Origin of the sequence: Delftia sp. DS1230, from assembly GCF_040112715.1 — a bacterium.
Classification (GTDB): Bacteria; Pseudomonadota; Gammaproteobacteria; order Burkholderiales; family Burkholderiaceae_C; genus Comamonas; species Comamonas tsuruhatensis.
Genome location: NZ_CP157763.1, coordinates 4166330 through 4181120 on the forward strand (window position 1 = coordinate 4166330; position 14791 = coordinate 4181120).

Sequence of the window (14791 nt, forward strand, 5' to 3'; positions counted from 1 at the left end):
CTCATGGTTGGGTCTATGCTGACTTCGTCCCACCCATCAGCACACACGAAAGGAGCACGCATGTACAACCGCATCCTGATCGCCACCGACGGTTCCGAGCTTTCCGACAAGGCCGTGGACAGCGGCCTGGGCCTTGCCGCCTTGTGCGGCGCCAGCGTGATCGTCGTCAAGGTGGTCCAGCACTATCCGCGCAGCTACTTCGAAGGCGGCGAAACCGTGGATCTCAAGCAGATCGAACGCATCGAAGGCCAGTGGACGGCCAATGCGCAGACCGTGCTGGATGCCATCCACGCCAAGGGCCAGGCGCTCAAGGTCCACGTGACCACGGAGATCGTCAAGTCCGACCTGGTGGCCGAAAGCGTGATCGACGTGGCCAAGCGCCGCGACTGCGACCTCATCGTCATGGCCTCGCACGGCCGCAAGGGCCTGCAGCGCCTGCTGCTGGGCAGCGAGACGCAGCACGTGCTCACGCACACCCACATTCCAGTGCTGGTACTGCGCTGAAGGGTAGCGGCAGCTTCGGCTTTCGCTGCACAAAAAAAGGCATCGGCGGCGCCGATGCCTTTTGCTTTTTCAATCAGGCCAGGGCGCGACCCGCGCCTTGGCGACCACTCAGGCGAACAACTGCTTGTGCTGGTCGCGCAGGAGATTCTTCTGCACCTTGCCCATGGTGTTGCGCGGCAGCTCCTGCACCACGAAGCAGCGCTTGGGAATCTTGAAATTGGCCAGCTGGCCCTTGAGCGCATCGACCACCGCCTGGGGCTCGAGCGAAGCGCCAGGACGCGGCACCACCACCACCACGCCCACCTCGCCGAAGTCGGGGTGCGGCACGCCGACCAGGGCGCTTTCGGCCACGCCGGGCAGCTCGTTGATGAAGCCTTCGATCTCGGCCGGATAGACGTTGTAGCCGCCCGAGATGATCAGGTCCTTGCTGCGGCCCACGATGCTGACATAGCCCCGCTCGTCGAGCTTGCCCACGTCGCCCGTGCGGAACCAGCCATCGGCCGTGAACTCCTCAGCCGTCTTCTCGGGCATGCGCCAGTAGCCCTTGAACACATTGGGGCCGCGCACCTGGATGTTGCCGATCTCGCCCACGGCCACCGGCTGGCCTGCGTCGTCCACGATGCGCACGCCCACGCCGGGCAGCGCAAAGCCCACGGTGCCGGCGCGGCGCTCGGACTGGCCGCCGTTGCGGTCATCGGCACGGTAGGGGTTGGAGGTCAGCATGATGGTCTCGCTCATGCCGTAGCGCTCCAGGATGACGTGGCCGGTGCGCTCCTGCCAGTCGCGGTGCGTCTCCACCAGCATGGGTGCCGAGCCCGAGATGAACAGCCGCATGTGGGCCGCCGCCTCGCGCGTGAGCCGCGCATCGGCCAGCATGCGCACATAGAGCGTGGGCACGCCCATGAAGACGGTGGCGTCACGCATGCGCGAGATCACCGTGCCGGGTTCGAACCTGGCCAGCCAGATCATGGGACTGCCGTTGAGCAGCGCGCCATGGATGGCCACGAACAGGCCATGCACATGGAAGATGGGCAGCGCGTGGATGAGCACGTCGCCGTCCTGCCAGCCCCAGTAGTCCTTGAGCGTCTCGGCGTTGGACAGCATGTTGCCGTGCGTGAGCATCGCCCCCTTGCTGCGGCCCGTGGTGCCACTGGTGTAGAGGATGGCGGCCAGATCGTCCTCGCCGCGCTCCACCACCTCTTGCTCGTCGCCATGGTGGGCGGCGCGCTCCAGCAGCGTGCCGCTGCGGTCGTCGCCCAGGGTGTAGACATGGGCCACGCCCGAGGTGAAGGCGATCTTGGACACCCAGCTGAAATTGGCCGGAGTGCAGACCACGACGGCGGGCTCGGCATTGCCCACGAAGTACTCGATCTCGGCGGCCTGGTAGGCGGTGTTCAGCGGCAGAAAGACATGGCCGCTGCGCAGCGTGGCCAGGTAGAGCATCAGCGCTTCCACCGATTTGTCCACCTGCACGGCGATGCGGCTGGCGGGCGGCAGCTGCAGCGACTGCAGCAGGTTGGCCATGCGCGCGCTGCCACGGTCCAGGTCGGCCCAGCTGTAGAACAGGCTGGCGCCGTCAGCGCCTATGGCCTCTACGGCCCACTTTTGCAGATCCTGGGGAAAGGCGGCGCGCAAGGCAGCGAACAGATTGCGGTTGGTCATGGCTGTGAAGAAGAAGGAAGAATCCGCTGGGGACCGGGAAATCTCAGGCACGTTCATGGATTGGCGAAGGCGGCGCCACGGACAGCTCGCGCAGGATGCGCTCGCGGTCCGCGTCCAGCGCGGGCGGCTGCCTGCGCACCAGGGGCTGGCCGAGCGAGGCCTGCAAGGGATTGCCCGCCACGCGCAGCGTCTGGCCGCTGGGGGTCTGCACCTGGGCCAGCATGCCGCGCTCGCGCACCTGGGGGTGCTCGACGATGTCAGCCACGCTGTTGTACTCCCCCGCCGGGATGCCATTATCAGTGAGCAACCCCAGCCAATGCGCCCTGGGACTGTCCCGCAGGCGCGCCTGCAGCGCGGCCTTGAGCTCGGCCTGGTGCTCGCACCGCTGCGCGTTGCCGGCAAAGCGCGCGTCCTCGGCCAGTTCGGGCAATTGCAGCAGGCCGCAGAGCTTGCGAAACAGCGCATCGCTGCCCACGGCGATGACGAACCAGCCGTCCTGCGCCGCGAACACATCGAAGGGCGCCATGGAGGGATGCCGCGTGCCGATAGGCCCCGGCACGCTGCCCAGCGCGCCCAGGCGGGCCACGGGGTTTTCCAGCAAGGCCACCTGGCAGTCGAGCATGGAGACATCGACGCGCTCGCCCTGCCCCGTGCGCGAGCGGCGCATCAAGGCCGCCTGTGTGCCGATGACCGCGTACAGGCCCGCGCCCAGGTCGCCGATGGACACGCCCACGCGGCAGGGCCCGGCGTCCGGGTGGCCGGTCACGCTCATCATGCCGCTCATGGCCTGCACCACCATGTCGTAGGCGGGAAAGCCGCTGTAGGGCCCCGTCTGGCCAAAGCCCGAGACCGAGGTCATCACCAGCCGGGGATGGCGTGCATGCAGGGTCTCCCAGCCATAGCCGAGCTTGTCCATGGTGCCGGGGCGAAAGTTCTCGACCAGCACATCGGCGCCTTGCAGCAGGCGCTCGAAGACCTCGCGGTCCTGCGGCTGCTTGAGGTCCAGCGCAATGGATTCCTTGTTGCGGTTCACCGACAGGAAATAGGCCGACCCTCCGTCCACAAACGGCCCGATGCCGCGCGCATCGTCGCCCGTGCCGGGCTGCTCCACCTTGATCACGCGCGCGCCCAGGTCGGCCAGCATCTGAGTGCACATGGGTCCGGCCAGCACGCGCGTGAGGTCGATGACGGTAAGGCCTTCCAGCGGCAGGCCCGTGGCTTGTTCATTCATGGTTTGCTCATTCATATTCACTGCAATCCGGCGCCGGAACGCTGGGTCAGGGCCTTGGACTCCTGCCCTTCCTTGAGGGCCCAGGCGCGGAATTCTTCTAGGGATGCCGAGGGCGCGGCCAGATTGCCCTGCTTGGCCAGCCTGGCCTTCACATCGGGGTCTTCCAGCGCCTTGGTGCTGGCATCGAACAGCTTCTTCGCCACGTCTTCGGGCAGACCCGCCGGGGCGAACAGGCCGAACCAGAACGTGTAGTCAAAACCCGGCACGCCGGACTCCTTCATGCCAGGCAGCTCGGGAAACAGCGGGGAGCGCTCGGCCGTGCTCACGGCCAGCATGCGCAGCTTGCCCGCCTGGGCCAGCGGCAGCACCGAGGGCGGTGTGCCGAAGGTCAGGTCCACATCGCCGGCGGCCACGGCCTGTATCGATGGCGCACCGCCCTTGAACGGCACATGCAGCATGCGCAGCCCGCCGCTGGCGCCCGCGAACGACAGCGTGGCCAGGTGCGTGATCACGCCTGCGCCCGAGGAGGAATAGCTGAGCTTGTCGGGCTGGCTGCGCGCCAGCGCCACCAGATCGCCCACGCCCTGGCCCGGAAAATCCTTGCGCACGGCCAGCAGCATGGGGGCCGAACTCCAGCGCGTGATGCCCGTGAAGTTGCGCGCGCCGTCATAGCGCGCGCTCTTGTAGAGCAGCTGGTCCGAGCCATAGATATTGGCGCTGCCCAGCAGCAGCGTGTAGCCGTCGGGCGCTGCACGCGCCACATGCTCGGAGGCCAGCGTGGTGCCGGCGCCCGGGCGGTTGTCCACCAGCAGGGGCTGGCCCAGGATCTTGCCGACCTTGTCGGCCACGATGCGCGCCACCGCGTCGGCGCCGCCGCCGGGTGGAAATCCCACGACCAGCGTGACGGGCCGGGCGGGATAGGACTGGGCCATCGCGCCACCGGCCAATCCGGCCAGCAGCAACGACAGTGCAAAACGCTTGAACATGGCTTGTCTCCTGTTTATTGATACCCCCTGAGTCGCTGCGCGCCTTCCCCCAAAGGGGGACGACACCCTCGGTGCGGGAGCGGCCCTTCCTCGGTGTCCCCGGGTTGGGCCGCGCCGGTTCCGTGGGCTGTGGGCGGTAGGCAGCACCACGGGCAATCTGCGTGTATGCGGAAGGATGCGGTTCAGCGCCCCTTGAACTCCGGGCTGCGTTTCTCGCGCCAGGCCCGGCCGCCTTCCTGCAGGTCTTCGGAGGCGATGCTGCGCTGCACCTCGCGCGTGATCTCGGCCACGTCATGGCGGCCGCGCGCGATCAGGTTCAGGTGCTTTTTCATGCCGAACAGGGGGATGGGAGCCATGGCGGCCAGCGTGCCGGTGAGCTGCTCCACGGCCGCGGCGAAGGCGGCGTGATCGGCCAGATGGGTGAGGAATCCGCAGGCCTTCATCTCCGGGGCCTGGATGCGCTCGCAGGTCAGGAACAGCCGCTTGGCCGTGTCCAGGCCCAGGCGCGAGACATAGCGCTCCAGCCCGCCGGCGTAGAAATGCAGGCCCAGGCGCGCGGCCGGCATGAACATCTCGGCCGCCGTGCTGCCCACGCGAAAGTCGCAGGCCAGGGCCATGTCGGTGGCGCCGCCGTAGACGCCGCCGTGGATGGCGGCCACGGTCACGGCGCGGCATTGCTCGATGGCGTCCACCATCTCGCCGAAGCTGCTGCCCTCGGTCTGGCTGCCCTGGATCTCTGATATATCATAACCACTGCAAAAGTACTTGCCTTCGCTGCGCAGCACCACCACGCGCACATCGTCGCGGTGGTTGATATGCTCCACATGCGCGACCAGCGTGCCCAGGTCTTCGGGGGCCAGCTTGTTGGCCGCTTCGGGACGCTGCAGCGTGATGGTGGCCAGGTGATCCTGGATGTCGAGTCTGGGTGTCATATGTATCAGTCAGTCAATCAGATATATTTGAATTAGAAAATGCTTCCAGCCAAGCAGCCATTGGAGAAAACCCCGGCCACGTCCAGCCTGCAGGAGCGTATACGGCAATCGCTGGAAGACGAGCTGCGCTCGGGCGCCATGCGGCCCGGCGACGCCATCGACGAGCCGGCCCTGTGCGAACGCTTCGGCGCCTCGCGCACTCCCGTGCGCGAGGCGCTGCTGCTGCTGGTGGCCAAGGGGCTGGTGGAGATCGTTCCGCGCTCGGGCATCTATGTGCGGCGGCTGGATGCGCGCGAGCTGGTGGCCATGATGGAAGGCCTGGCCGAGCTGGAAGGCGTGCTGGCCCGGCTGGCTGCCACGCGCATCCATGCGCAGCTGCGCGAGCGGCTGCAGGCGGCGCTGGCGCACACCGCCGCCTGCGCCCAGGCGCAGGATGCCGAAGGCTATGTGCAGGCCAACATGCAGCTGCACGAACTGATATACGAGGCCAGCGGCAACGACTTCATCGTGGAACAGACCCGGCTGCTGCGGCTGCGCATCACGCCCTACCGGGGCCGGATGTTCGAGAAGCCGGGCCGGCTGGCGCGCTCGCAGCAGGAGCACGTGGCCGTGGTGTCTGCGATCTGCGCGGGCCAGGCGGAGGTGGCCGCCGAGGCCATGCGCCAGCACATCTGCGCAGGCGGCAGCGCCTTCACCGACATGGTGCTGGGCGCGCCCGCAAGCGCAGGCTATGAACGCCCGCGCAAGCCGAGATAGCCCGAAGAGGGCTCAGGGCCGCACTTCGAAGGCCAGGAACTGCGTGACCTGGTTGTCCGCGAAGTTGTTGTCGGCCACCAGCACCAGGGTGCGGTTGCCGTTGGCCAGGCGCGGGCCCCAGGAGATGCCTTCGATGTTGTCCAGCTTAACGCCCTGGTAGGTCACGGGCATCTCCAGCAGCAGCTCGCGCTTCATGGGCTTGTAGCTGGCGCCCACCAGGCTCTTGAAGCTGCGCACATCGGTGGTGTCCGGCTCGATGGTGGCGCGCGTCAGGCGGATGGTGTTGCCTACGCCGTCGGCAAAGGCGCGCTCGATGGCGATGAACTCGTGGTTGGAGACCGCCAGCAGCTCGGGCAGGCCGTTGTCCGGCGGAAAGCTGCCGCTGGCGGCCTTGTCCAGCGGAATCTTCGGCAGCTGGTAGACGTACTGCGCGCCGGACTTGCCCGTGGCCGGATCGAGCTTGAGGACGCGGACCACGCTGCCCGCCGCCAGCGTGGTGAGGGGGCCGTCTTCCACCAGCGCATCCTCGTTGGCCGTGAACACGCTGCCGTCGGGCGTGACGGCCAGGGCCTCGAACAGCTTGTTGTTGCGCCCTCCGCTGGTGGTGTTGTCCACGTAGTTGAAGGCCGCAGGCGTCTCGAAGTCGCGCACGAAGCTGCCGTCCACCCTGATCTCGCGCACGAAGGGCTGGAACAGGCTGGCGGGGTCGGTGCTGAAGTTGCCCTCGCTGGACACGTAGAGGTTGCCGTTGGGCGCCACGCGGATGCCTTCGGGGTCCACGGTGCGGCGCGTGCCGGGCAGGGGCTGGCCGTCGCGGCCCTTGAGCGTGACCATCTTGCGGATGGTCACGGCCTGGATGGCCTTGTCATCGAACTGAATGCCCAGGTTGTAGAAGCGCGGCGTGCCGCGCTCGCCGCCGCGCTCATCGGAGATGGCCCAGTAGCTGCCATCGGGCGCGCGGTCCAGGCCGGAGATGCCGCCGAACTCCACGCCGTCGAACAGTGTCTTGGTCTTGATGCTGTAGTCGCCGATCAGCCGCAGCGAGCCGATGGTCTCGGGGCCGTCGTCGCTGCCGCCGCAGCCTGCCAGGCCCGTGGCCGTGCCGAAAGCCAGGACCAGCGCGAGCAGCACGGATGCGGGCGAGCGGACCTTGTCTGCCTTGTTCATATTCCCTCCCAGGATGGATCTCAGAAGGGATGGACCGTAGCCAAGGCCCGTGACAGGGTGGTGACATGCACGCGCATGCCGCCGCCCTGCCCCCGCCCTGACCGGCCCCTCGTCCGCTACTCCAGCTTGGCGCCCGAGGCCTTGACCACCTGGGCCCAGCGCGCGATCTCGCCATGCACCATGGCCGCGAACTGCTGCTGATTCATGCCGCCGTAGTCGGCGCCGTTGCGCGCCCAGATGGACTTGATCTCTTCGGCCGAGCCTATGCGCTGCACCTGGTCGATGACCTGGGCCTGCACCGCCTGCGGCGTGCCCTTGGGCGCCCACAGGCCGTACCAGGTGGTGACCGTGTAGTCGGGCAGGCCGGACTCGGCCGCGCAGGGCACGTCGGGGAAGGCGGGGTTGCGCTTGTCGCCCGAGACCATCAGCGCACGGATGCGTCCGCTCTTGATGTGCTGGGCCGAGGAGCCCAGGCCGTCGAACATCATGTCCACATTGCCGGCGATCAGGTCCTGCAGCGCCGGGCCTGCGCCTCGATAGGGAATGTGGGTGATGAAGGTATTGGTCTGCAGCTTGAACAGCTCTCCGGCCAGATGGTGCGATGTGCCCGCGCCCGCCGAGGCGTAGTTGAGCTTGCCCGGCCGCTTGCGCAGGTCGGCCAGCAGCTCCTGCACGGTCTTGCCCGGCACGTTGCGCGGGTTGACCACCAGCACCTGGGGCACGCTGGCCAGCAGGGCCAGCGCGACGAAGTCGCGCTCCAGGTCATAGTCCAGGCGGGGGTACATGGACGGCGCAATCACATGGTGGGTGCCGCCCATGAAGAAGTTGTAGCCGTCCGGCGCCAGCTTGGCCGCGTAGCTGGCGCCCAGGGTGCCGCCTGCGCCGCCACGGTTGTCGATCACCAGGGTCTTGCCCGCGCTCTTGGCGAACTGGGCCGAGAACGGCCGGGCAAAGGCATCGGTGCCCCCGCCGGCCGGAAACGGCACGACCAGGTTCACGGGTTTGGACGGCCAGTCCGTCGCGGCGCGGGCTGCCATGGGCAGGGCCAGCGCGGCCATCGAGGCCCCGGCCGCGCGCAACACCGCGCGCCGCCCCGTGGGGTGGGAAGCTTGCATGACTTGTCTCCTTGTCGCCTCTTTGAGGCTGTCTTCGTTGTCAGGCGCAGCAATCCCTGTGCAAGAAAAGGGGCACGGCCTGCGCCGCGCCCCTTTTCATTTGCACAGGGCTTCGATGTCCGAGGACACCGGTATGCGGCCCTGCGCCAGCAGGCCGCGATGCTTGTCCAGGCGCTTGAGGTCGTAGAGATAGTTGACCATCAGGCCCAGCGACTGCTTGAGTCCCTTGGCCGACAGGTCGGCCGCCCAGTTGAGCCGCTCCACGCGCGCGCCGTTGCCCAGGTGAAAGCGCGCCACCGGGTCCAGCGGCCGGCCCTTGGCCGTCTCGCGCCCCAGATAGTGGGCAGCGCAAAACAGCAGGGCGCGGCGCACAGGCGCGTCGGGCTTGAGATCCTGCGGCGCATCCAGCGCCGCCAGCAGGTGCTCGGCGCCCGTGCCGCCGGCCTTGAGCTCGAAGGCCTTGCGCTGGCGCTCGTCCATCTTCTCCAGGATGGCGTCGCCGTGCTTGGCGATCCAGGCGCGCAGGCCCGGAATGGGCGACAGCGTGGCGAAATGGCGCAGCCGGGGGAATTCGCCCGTCAGCGTCTCCACCACATGCTTGATCAGCGAGTCGCCGAAGCTCACGCCACGCAGGCCGGTCTGGGTGTTGCTGATGGAGTAGAAGATGGCCGTGGTGGCGCGGCCCAGGTCGGAGGCTGCGGCGGTCTCGTCCAGCAGTGGGGCAATGCTGTCGGACATCTTGTCCACCAGCGCCACCTCCACGAAGATCAGCGGCACGGTGGGCATGCGGGGGTGAAAGAAGCCGTAGCAGCGGCGGTCGCTGTCCAGGCGGTTCTTGAGATCGGCCCAGCTGCGGATGTCGTGCACGGCCTCGTACTGGATGAGCTTTTCGATCAGCGAGGCCGGCGAGTCCCAGCTCAGGCGGCGCAGCTCCAGCAGGGCCACGTCGAACCAGGTGGAAAACAGATGCTCCAGCTCGGCATCCAGCGCGGAAAAGCGCTGCTGTTCCGCCTTGGGCAGGGCCAGCAGTTCGGCACGCAGGTCCACCAGAAAGCCCATGCCGCCCTGCGGCTGGGCAAACCGCTGCAGCAGCCGCGTGCGCGGCGACATCAGCGCGCGGCGCAGATCCATCTCGGCATGGCCGCGCTCGGCGTCGCTGGTGGCCGTGTCATAGCGCTTGCGTGCGGTCATCAAGGCGTCGGTGTCGGGGCCGAACTGCTCGACGATCAGCGCCCAGAAATCCTGGCGCGCCGGCAGCTCGGCCTGGGCATACCAGTCCATCAGCTGCTGCGCGTGGCGGCCACCCTCGACATCGCTGAGCGCTGCGTCGGCGGCCGCCTGCAGGTCTTCCATGAGCTTGCGCAACTCGCGCGGGGACAGCACTTCCTGGCCTCGGCGCAGGGTGGCCTGCAGGCGCTGGGCCGTGCCGCGCGGCGCGGGAGCCTTGGCTGCATCGCCTTCGGCCTTTTTTGCAGGCGCAGCGGCCTCGGTGCTGCGAAAGCGGGACACATTGCGGGCAATCCAGTCGGTAGCCAGACCCATTCAGACACTCCTCCATATCAAGCGGTCACGGGACTGTCATGCCGCCAACGGGCCAATGACAATCCCTTGCTGCTCACATTATGGGAGTCTGTACGCCAGCGCGTGTACGCCGATGTCGCGTTCTTGTCTTCGGGCAATCCCCAGCACGCGCGCGCCACGCCAAAAAGAAAGCGGGCCCAGGGCCCGCTTCGCATTGTGTCCAGCCAGATTCAGGCCGGCTTGCCCGCATGGGCCGGATAGGCCGGACGCCCCGCCGCCCAGAGCCACATGGCAATGCCGCCGATCACCATGGGCACGCACAGCCACTGGCCCATGCTCATCCCCAGCGACAGCAGGCCCAGGAAGTCGTCAGGCTCGCGGAAGTACTCGGCAATGAAGCGGAAGGCACCATAGCCGGTCAGGAAGACCGCCGCCACCTGGCCCGGCTTGTGCTCCTTGCGTGCATACAGCCACAGCAGCACGAACAGCAGCAGGCCTTCGAGCAGGAACTGGTAGACCTGCGAAGGATGGCGCGGCAGCATGGAGCCGCTTTGCGGGAAGACCATGGCCCAGGGCAGCTCGGGGCTGGCAAAGCGGCCCCACAGTTCGCCATTGATGAAGTTGCCGACACGGCCCGCCGCCAGGCCCGTGGGCACGCAGGGCGCGACGAAGTCGGCCACCTCCAGCCACGAGCGTGCGCGCGAGCGCGCGAACCAGACCATGGAGCCGATGACGCCGATCAGCCCGCCATGAAAGCTCATGCCGCCCTGCCAGACGTAGAAGATTTCCAGCGGATGGCTGAGGTAGTAGCCGGGCTTGTAGAACAGGCAGTAGCCGAGCCGCCCGCCGACGACCACGCCGAGCACGCCCAGGAAAAGAATGTCTTCCACGTCCTTGCGCGTCCAGGCACGGTCGCCCTGCATGCGCACGAAGGGCGGGTGGCGCAACCTGCGCGTGCCCAGCCAGAGGAAGAGGCCGAAGGCGGCCAGATAGGTCAGGCCGTACCAGTGCACGGCGAGGGGCCCGATCTGCAGGGCCACGGGATCGATCTGCGGGTACATCAGCATGGTCGGCATTGTGCCGCAGCGCCGCATGGCCGGCGCCGGCCAGGGGTTGGAAAGATGGCGTCCCGCCCGCTCAGCCTTGCGGGCCTTCCTGGATGGCCGTGAGCTTGTCCAGGGCAGACAGCAGATGGCGCTGCTCGGTGGCGGTGAGCAATTGCTCCAGTTCGTCTTCCAGCTGCACCACCACGCCTTCGGCCCGCGCCTGCAGTGCGCTGCCGTCGTCCGTCAGGTGCAGCTGCTGCAGCCGGCGGTCGCGCGGATCGGGCTGGCGCCCGATGAGGCCGCGCTGCACCAGGCGCTCGACCACGGGCACCAGGTTGGAGGGCGAGATGTCCAGCGCCTCGCCCAGCTGGCGCAGGTAGATGCCGGGATTGGAGTGGATCAGCACCAGGATGGAGAACTCGCTGGGCTTGAGGTCCAGTTCGGCCACGCGCCGCGCAAACAGCTTGTGGATGTGGATTTCCGCGCGCGTGAGGCGGTAGCCCAGAAAGCGCTGCAGGCGCGACTGGTCGACGGCGGGTTCGAAGGAGCTGTCCATGGACACGGATCCGGAAGAGGAAGAAGGCGCAACGAGGCAAGGCCGCACCGGCGCCTGCGGTTCTGCAGGGCCGGTGCGGCGTTCCATCATAAAAGCCCCGGCAGCCCGCTCAAGCCACGGCGGCTGGCAGCGGTGTACGGGCAGCGGCCTCGGTACGGCGCAGCCAGTGCTCCGCATCCAGCAGGCCATGCGCAAGGAACCAGGCCGCGCTGTCCGCCTTGGAGCGGCGCAGCGCCGGATCGGCCAGCGGCAGGCTGACGCGCGCCGCGCGTGCCCAGGCAAAGGCCATGCACAGCGTGCCGACCAGTCGCAAGTAGTCCTCGGCACAACGCGCCAGCAATTGCCTGTCGCCGGCAGCGCCGGTACACAGCTCGCCCGTCAGCGCTTGCATGCGCTCGGCCCAGCTGCGCAGCGCGCCTGCAAAGCCGGTCTCCATGCCCGCGGCGTCGCAGGCATCGGCCTCTTCACGCAGCACCTTCAGCAGCGGCGCCAGCGCGGCACCGCCGCTGGAGGCCACCTTGCGCTGCAGCAGGTCCAGCGCCTGGATCTGGTTCGTGCCTTCGTAGATCATGGCGATGCGGGCATCGCGCAGCGTCTGCTCGATACGGTACTCGTGCACATAGCCGTAGCCGCCGAAGACCTGCAGCGCCTCGCTGGCCAGCGCAAAGCCCCGCTCGGTGAAGAAGGACTTGACCACGGGCGTGAGCAGCGAGGCCAGCGCATGGGCCTGGGCGCGCTCCTCGGCATCCGGCGCCTGTTCGGCCAGGTCCAGCTGGTGCGCCACCCAGCCTGCAATGGCGCGCATGCCTTCGGTCCAGACGCGCAGGTCGGCCAGCATGCGCTGCACGGCCGGCTGCAGGGCGATGGGGTCGGCGGGGCCCTGCGCATCGGCAGGCCGGGGCTGGGCGCGCATCTGGCGTCGCTCGGCCGCATAGGCGCGCGCCAGCTGCCAGGCCATCTCGGCATGACCCAGGCCCTGCAGGCCCACGTGCAGGCGGGCCGAGTTCATCATCACGAACATGGCAGCCAGGCCCTGGTGGGGCTGGCCCACCAGCCAGGCCTGCGCGCCCTCGAAGCGCATGGCGCAGGTGGCGCTGCCCTTGATGCCCATCTTCTTTTCGATGCCGTCGCAGTGGATGGCGTTGGGCAGAAAGCTGCCGTCGTCCCGGGGAATGCCGCGCGGCGCCAGGAACAGCGACAGGCCGCGCGTTCCCTCAGGCGCATCGGGCAGGCGCGCCAGCACCAGGTGGACGATGTTCTCGCTCATGTCCTGGTCGCCGCCCGAGATGAAGATCTTGCTGCCGTCCAGGCTGTAGCTGCCATCGCCGCGGGGCCTGGCCTGGCTGCGCAGCAGGCCCAGGTCGGAGCCGGCCTGGGGCTCGGTCAGGCACATGGTGGCCAGCCAGCGGCCGCTGACGATGTGTGGCAGGTAGGTGGCGCGCAGGTGCTCGTCGCCATGCGCGTGCAGGCAGGCATAGGCGCCGTGCAGGATGCCCGGATACATGGTCCAGCCATGGTTGGCCGAGGCCAGCATTTCGTGCAGCGCGGCGTCCAGCAGCTGGGGCAGGCCCTGGCCGCCAGCGTCGGGGGCGCAGGCCAGTGCGGGCCAGCCTGCCTCCACGAAGGCTGCATAGGCGGCGGGAAAGCCGTCGGGCGTGCGCACCCTGCCCTGCTCCAGGCGGCAGCCTTGCAGGTCGGCCGGGCCGTTGAGCGGGGCCAGCACGTCGGCGCAAAAGCGCCCGGCCGCCTCGACCACCATGTCGGCCGTCTCCTGGTCCAGGGCTTCATGGGCCGGCATGCGGCGCCAGTCGCCCTCGGCGCCCAGCCAGTGCTGCTGGACGAAGCGGATGTCCTGCAGCGGCGGCTGGTAGTGCGAGCAATGTGATGCCTGCGCGCTCATGCCCGGCCCTCCGTGGCCGCGACCAGGCGGCGGTAGGGACCGATGGCGCTGGCCAGGCACAGCACGGACAGCAACGCGGCCAGTGCGGACACCAGGCCCAGCGACAGGCCCACGAGCTTTTCGTCATGGAAGACGAAGTCCGTGAAAAATGCCACGAGGAAGGGGCCGAGCCCCAGCCCGATCAGGTTGATCAGCAGCAGGTAGATGGAAGTCACCTGGCCGCGCAGCTGGTTGGGCGTGACCGCCTGCAGGATCGGCGGCGCCAGCGCCACCGGCATGCCCAGGAAGAAGGTGGTGGCCGCCACGGCCACCAGCGCCACCGTGGGCGTGGGCGCAAAGGCCAGCACCAGGCCGGTGATGACGAGCACGCCGGTGGCCACCAGCGAGATGACGATCGATCCCACCTGCTTGCCGCGCGCCGTGAGGTAGTCGGCCAGGAAGCCGCTGAGCAGCATGCCGCCAATGCCGAAGGTCAGGATGATGACGCCGTAGGCCGGGCCGATCTCGCCAGGCGTCCAGCCCCACTGGCGGATGAAGGTGGCCGGCAGCCAGGCCGTGACGCCGAAGGTGATCATGGCCGTGATGCCCGGCGCCAGCAGCAGCGGCAGGAAGGCGCGCTTGTTGCGCAACACATGGGACAGGTCGGGCGCCGGTCCCGCGGGCGCGGCCACTTTGGCGGACGCGGCCCGGGCCTGCAGGCCCCGGCGCACCGGCTCGCGCACGGTGTACATCAGCGCCACCAGCGGAATGCCGGGCAGGGCCACGAAGATGAAGGCCGCCTGCCAGGGCTTGAAGCTGCCCAGCAGCGGGAACACCACCTCGCCGGCCTGGCTGGTGGCCTGGATGACCAGGCCGCCCACGATGAAGGCCGTGGCCGAGCCGATGTACACGCCCGAGGTGTAGATGCTCATGGCGCGTGCGCGGCGCTCGGGCGGGAAATAGTCGGCCAGCATGGAATAGGCCGCCGGCGACAGTGCCGCCTCGCCCACGCCCACGAACATGCGCGCCACGAACAGCGAGACGAAGCCCGTGACATAGCCGCCCGCCGCCGTGGCCACCACCCAGATCGCCATGCCGATGACGATGAGGTTGCGGCGGTTCCAGCGGTCGGCCAGGCGCCCCAGGAAGATGCCGACGAAGGTGTAGAAGATGGCGAAGGCAAAGCCGTGGACGATGCTGAAGACCCAGTCCGACAGCTGCAGATCCTTCTTGATGGGCTGCACCAGCAGGCCCAGGATCTGCCGGTCCACGAAGGACAGGGTGTAGGCCAGCAGCAGGATGATGGTGACGTAGTAGGCATAGCCGAGTCCGTTCGACTCGGCCGGCGCGGGCGTGGACACGCGGCCCGGCGGGTAAGGCAGGCTCATGGAGACCTCCTGTGGAGGAAGGGAAAGCGGAAAAAAGAAAGCGGGAAA

General features: G+C 68.2%; 13 protein-coding genes. 2 read left to right on the forward strand and 11 right to left on the reverse strand.

The genetic code is table 11. From position 1 onward, the window contains the following. Positions 1 to 60: 60 nt before the first annotated feature. Positions 61 to 504 carry a universal stress protein gene (locus AAN986_RS18780; protein WP_016445196.1) on the forward strand — a complete coding sequence of 148 codons (444 nt, stop codon included), beginning with the start codon at positions 61 to 63 and terminating at the stop codon, positions 502 to 504. A gap of 108 nt (positions 505 to 612) precedes the next feature. Here the strand turns inward: AAN986_RS18780 and AAN986_RS18785 are convergent, their stop codons facing one another. The 4 genes from AAN986_RS18785 to AAN986_RS18800 form a co-directional block, all read right to left on the reverse strand. Further along, positions 613 to 2166: a malonyl-CoA synthase gene (locus tag AAN986_RS18785; protein ID WP_047217628.1), complete on the reverse strand. Its 1554-nt coding sequence runs from the start codon at positions 2164 to 2166 to the stop codon at positions 613 to 615. Positions 2167 to 2209: 43 nt separating this feature from the next. Next, a complete protein-coding gene (locus AAN986_RS18790; RefSeq protein WP_047217676.1) occupies positions 2210 to 3397 on the reverse strand; it encodes a CoA transferase in 1188 nt (395 codons plus the stop codon). A gap of 17 nt (positions 3398 to 3414) precedes the next feature. Then, positions 3415 to 4383 carry a tripartite tricarboxylate transporter substrate binding protein gene (locus AAN986_RS18795; protein ID WP_047217627.1) on the reverse strand — a complete coding sequence of 323 codons (969 nt, stop codon included), beginning with the start codon at positions 4381 to 4383 and terminating at the stop codon, positions 3415 to 3417. Between the two features lie 182 nt (positions 4384 to 4565). Continuing rightward, the gene (locus AAN986_RS18800) at positions 4566 to 5315 is read right to left on the reverse strand and encodes an enoyl-CoA hydratase/isomerase family protein (protein ID WP_047217626.1); all 750 of its coding nucleotides are present in this window, start codon (positions 5313 to 5315) and stop codon (positions 4566 to 4568) included. Between the two features lie 39 nt (positions 5316 to 5354). Here AAN986_RS18800 and AAN986_RS18805 point away from each other — a divergent pair, with 39 nt between their 5' ends. Next, positions 5355 to 6071 (forward strand): GntR family transcriptional regulator, encoded by a 717-nt coding sequence (locus tag AAN986_RS18805; RefSeq protein ID WP_047217625.1) that lies wholly within the window; start codon positions 5355 to 5357, stop codon positions 6069 to 6071. A gap of 12 nt (positions 6072 to 6083) precedes the next feature. Here the strand turns inward: AAN986_RS18805 and AAN986_RS18810 are convergent, their stop codons facing one another. From AAN986_RS18810 to AAN986_RS18840, 7 genes are all read right to left on the reverse strand, one after another. After that, a complete protein-coding gene (locus tag AAN986_RS18810) occupies positions 6084 to 7238 on the reverse strand; it encodes an esterase-like activity of phytase family protein (protein ID WP_043789635.1) in 1155 nt (384 codons plus the stop codon). 116 nt (positions 7239 to 7354) lie between these two features. Continuing rightward, a complete protein-coding gene (locus tag AAN986_RS18815; protein ID WP_026062480.1) occupies positions 7355 to 8353 on the reverse strand; it encodes a tripartite tricarboxylate transporter substrate binding protein in 999 nt (332 codons plus the stop codon). Between the two features lie 96 nt (positions 8354 to 8449). After that, on the reverse strand, positions 8450 to 9895 hold the full coding sequence (locus AAN986_RS18820; protein WP_043789634.1) for a malonyl-CoA decarboxylase: 1446 nt from the start codon (positions 9893 to 9895) through the stop codon (positions 8450 to 8452). Between the two features lie 209 nt (positions 9896 to 10104). Continuing rightward, positions 10105 to 10950: a prolipoprotein diacylglyceryl transferase gene (gene lgt / locus AAN986_RS18825; protein WP_223275185.1), complete on the reverse strand. Its 846-nt coding sequence runs from the start codon at positions 10948 to 10950 to the stop codon at positions 10105 to 10107. A 61-nt stretch (positions 10951 to 11011) separates the two neighbouring features. Continuing rightward, positions 11012 to 11476 carry a MarR family transcriptional regulator gene (locus tag AAN986_RS18830; RefSeq protein ID WP_043789709.1) on the reverse strand — a complete coding sequence of 155 codons (465 nt, stop codon included), beginning with the start codon at positions 11474 to 11476 and terminating at the stop codon, positions 11012 to 11014. 109 nt (positions 11477 to 11585) lie between these two features. Further along, positions 11586 to 13376, reverse strand: coding sequence for an acyl-CoA dehydrogenase (locus AAN986_RS18835; protein WP_047217624.1), 1791 nt, complete (start codon positions 13374 to 13376; stop codon positions 11586 to 11588). Continuing rightward, the gene (locus AAN986_RS18840; protein ID WP_016453086.1) at positions 13373 to 14743 is read right to left on the reverse strand and encodes an MFS transporter; all 1371 of its coding nucleotides are present in this window, start codon (positions 14741 to 14743) and stop codon (positions 13373 to 13375) included. The genes AAN986_RS18835 and AAN986_RS18840 overlap by 4 nt, the downstream gene beginning before the upstream one ends. Positions 14744 to 14791: the final 48 nt, after the last annotated feature.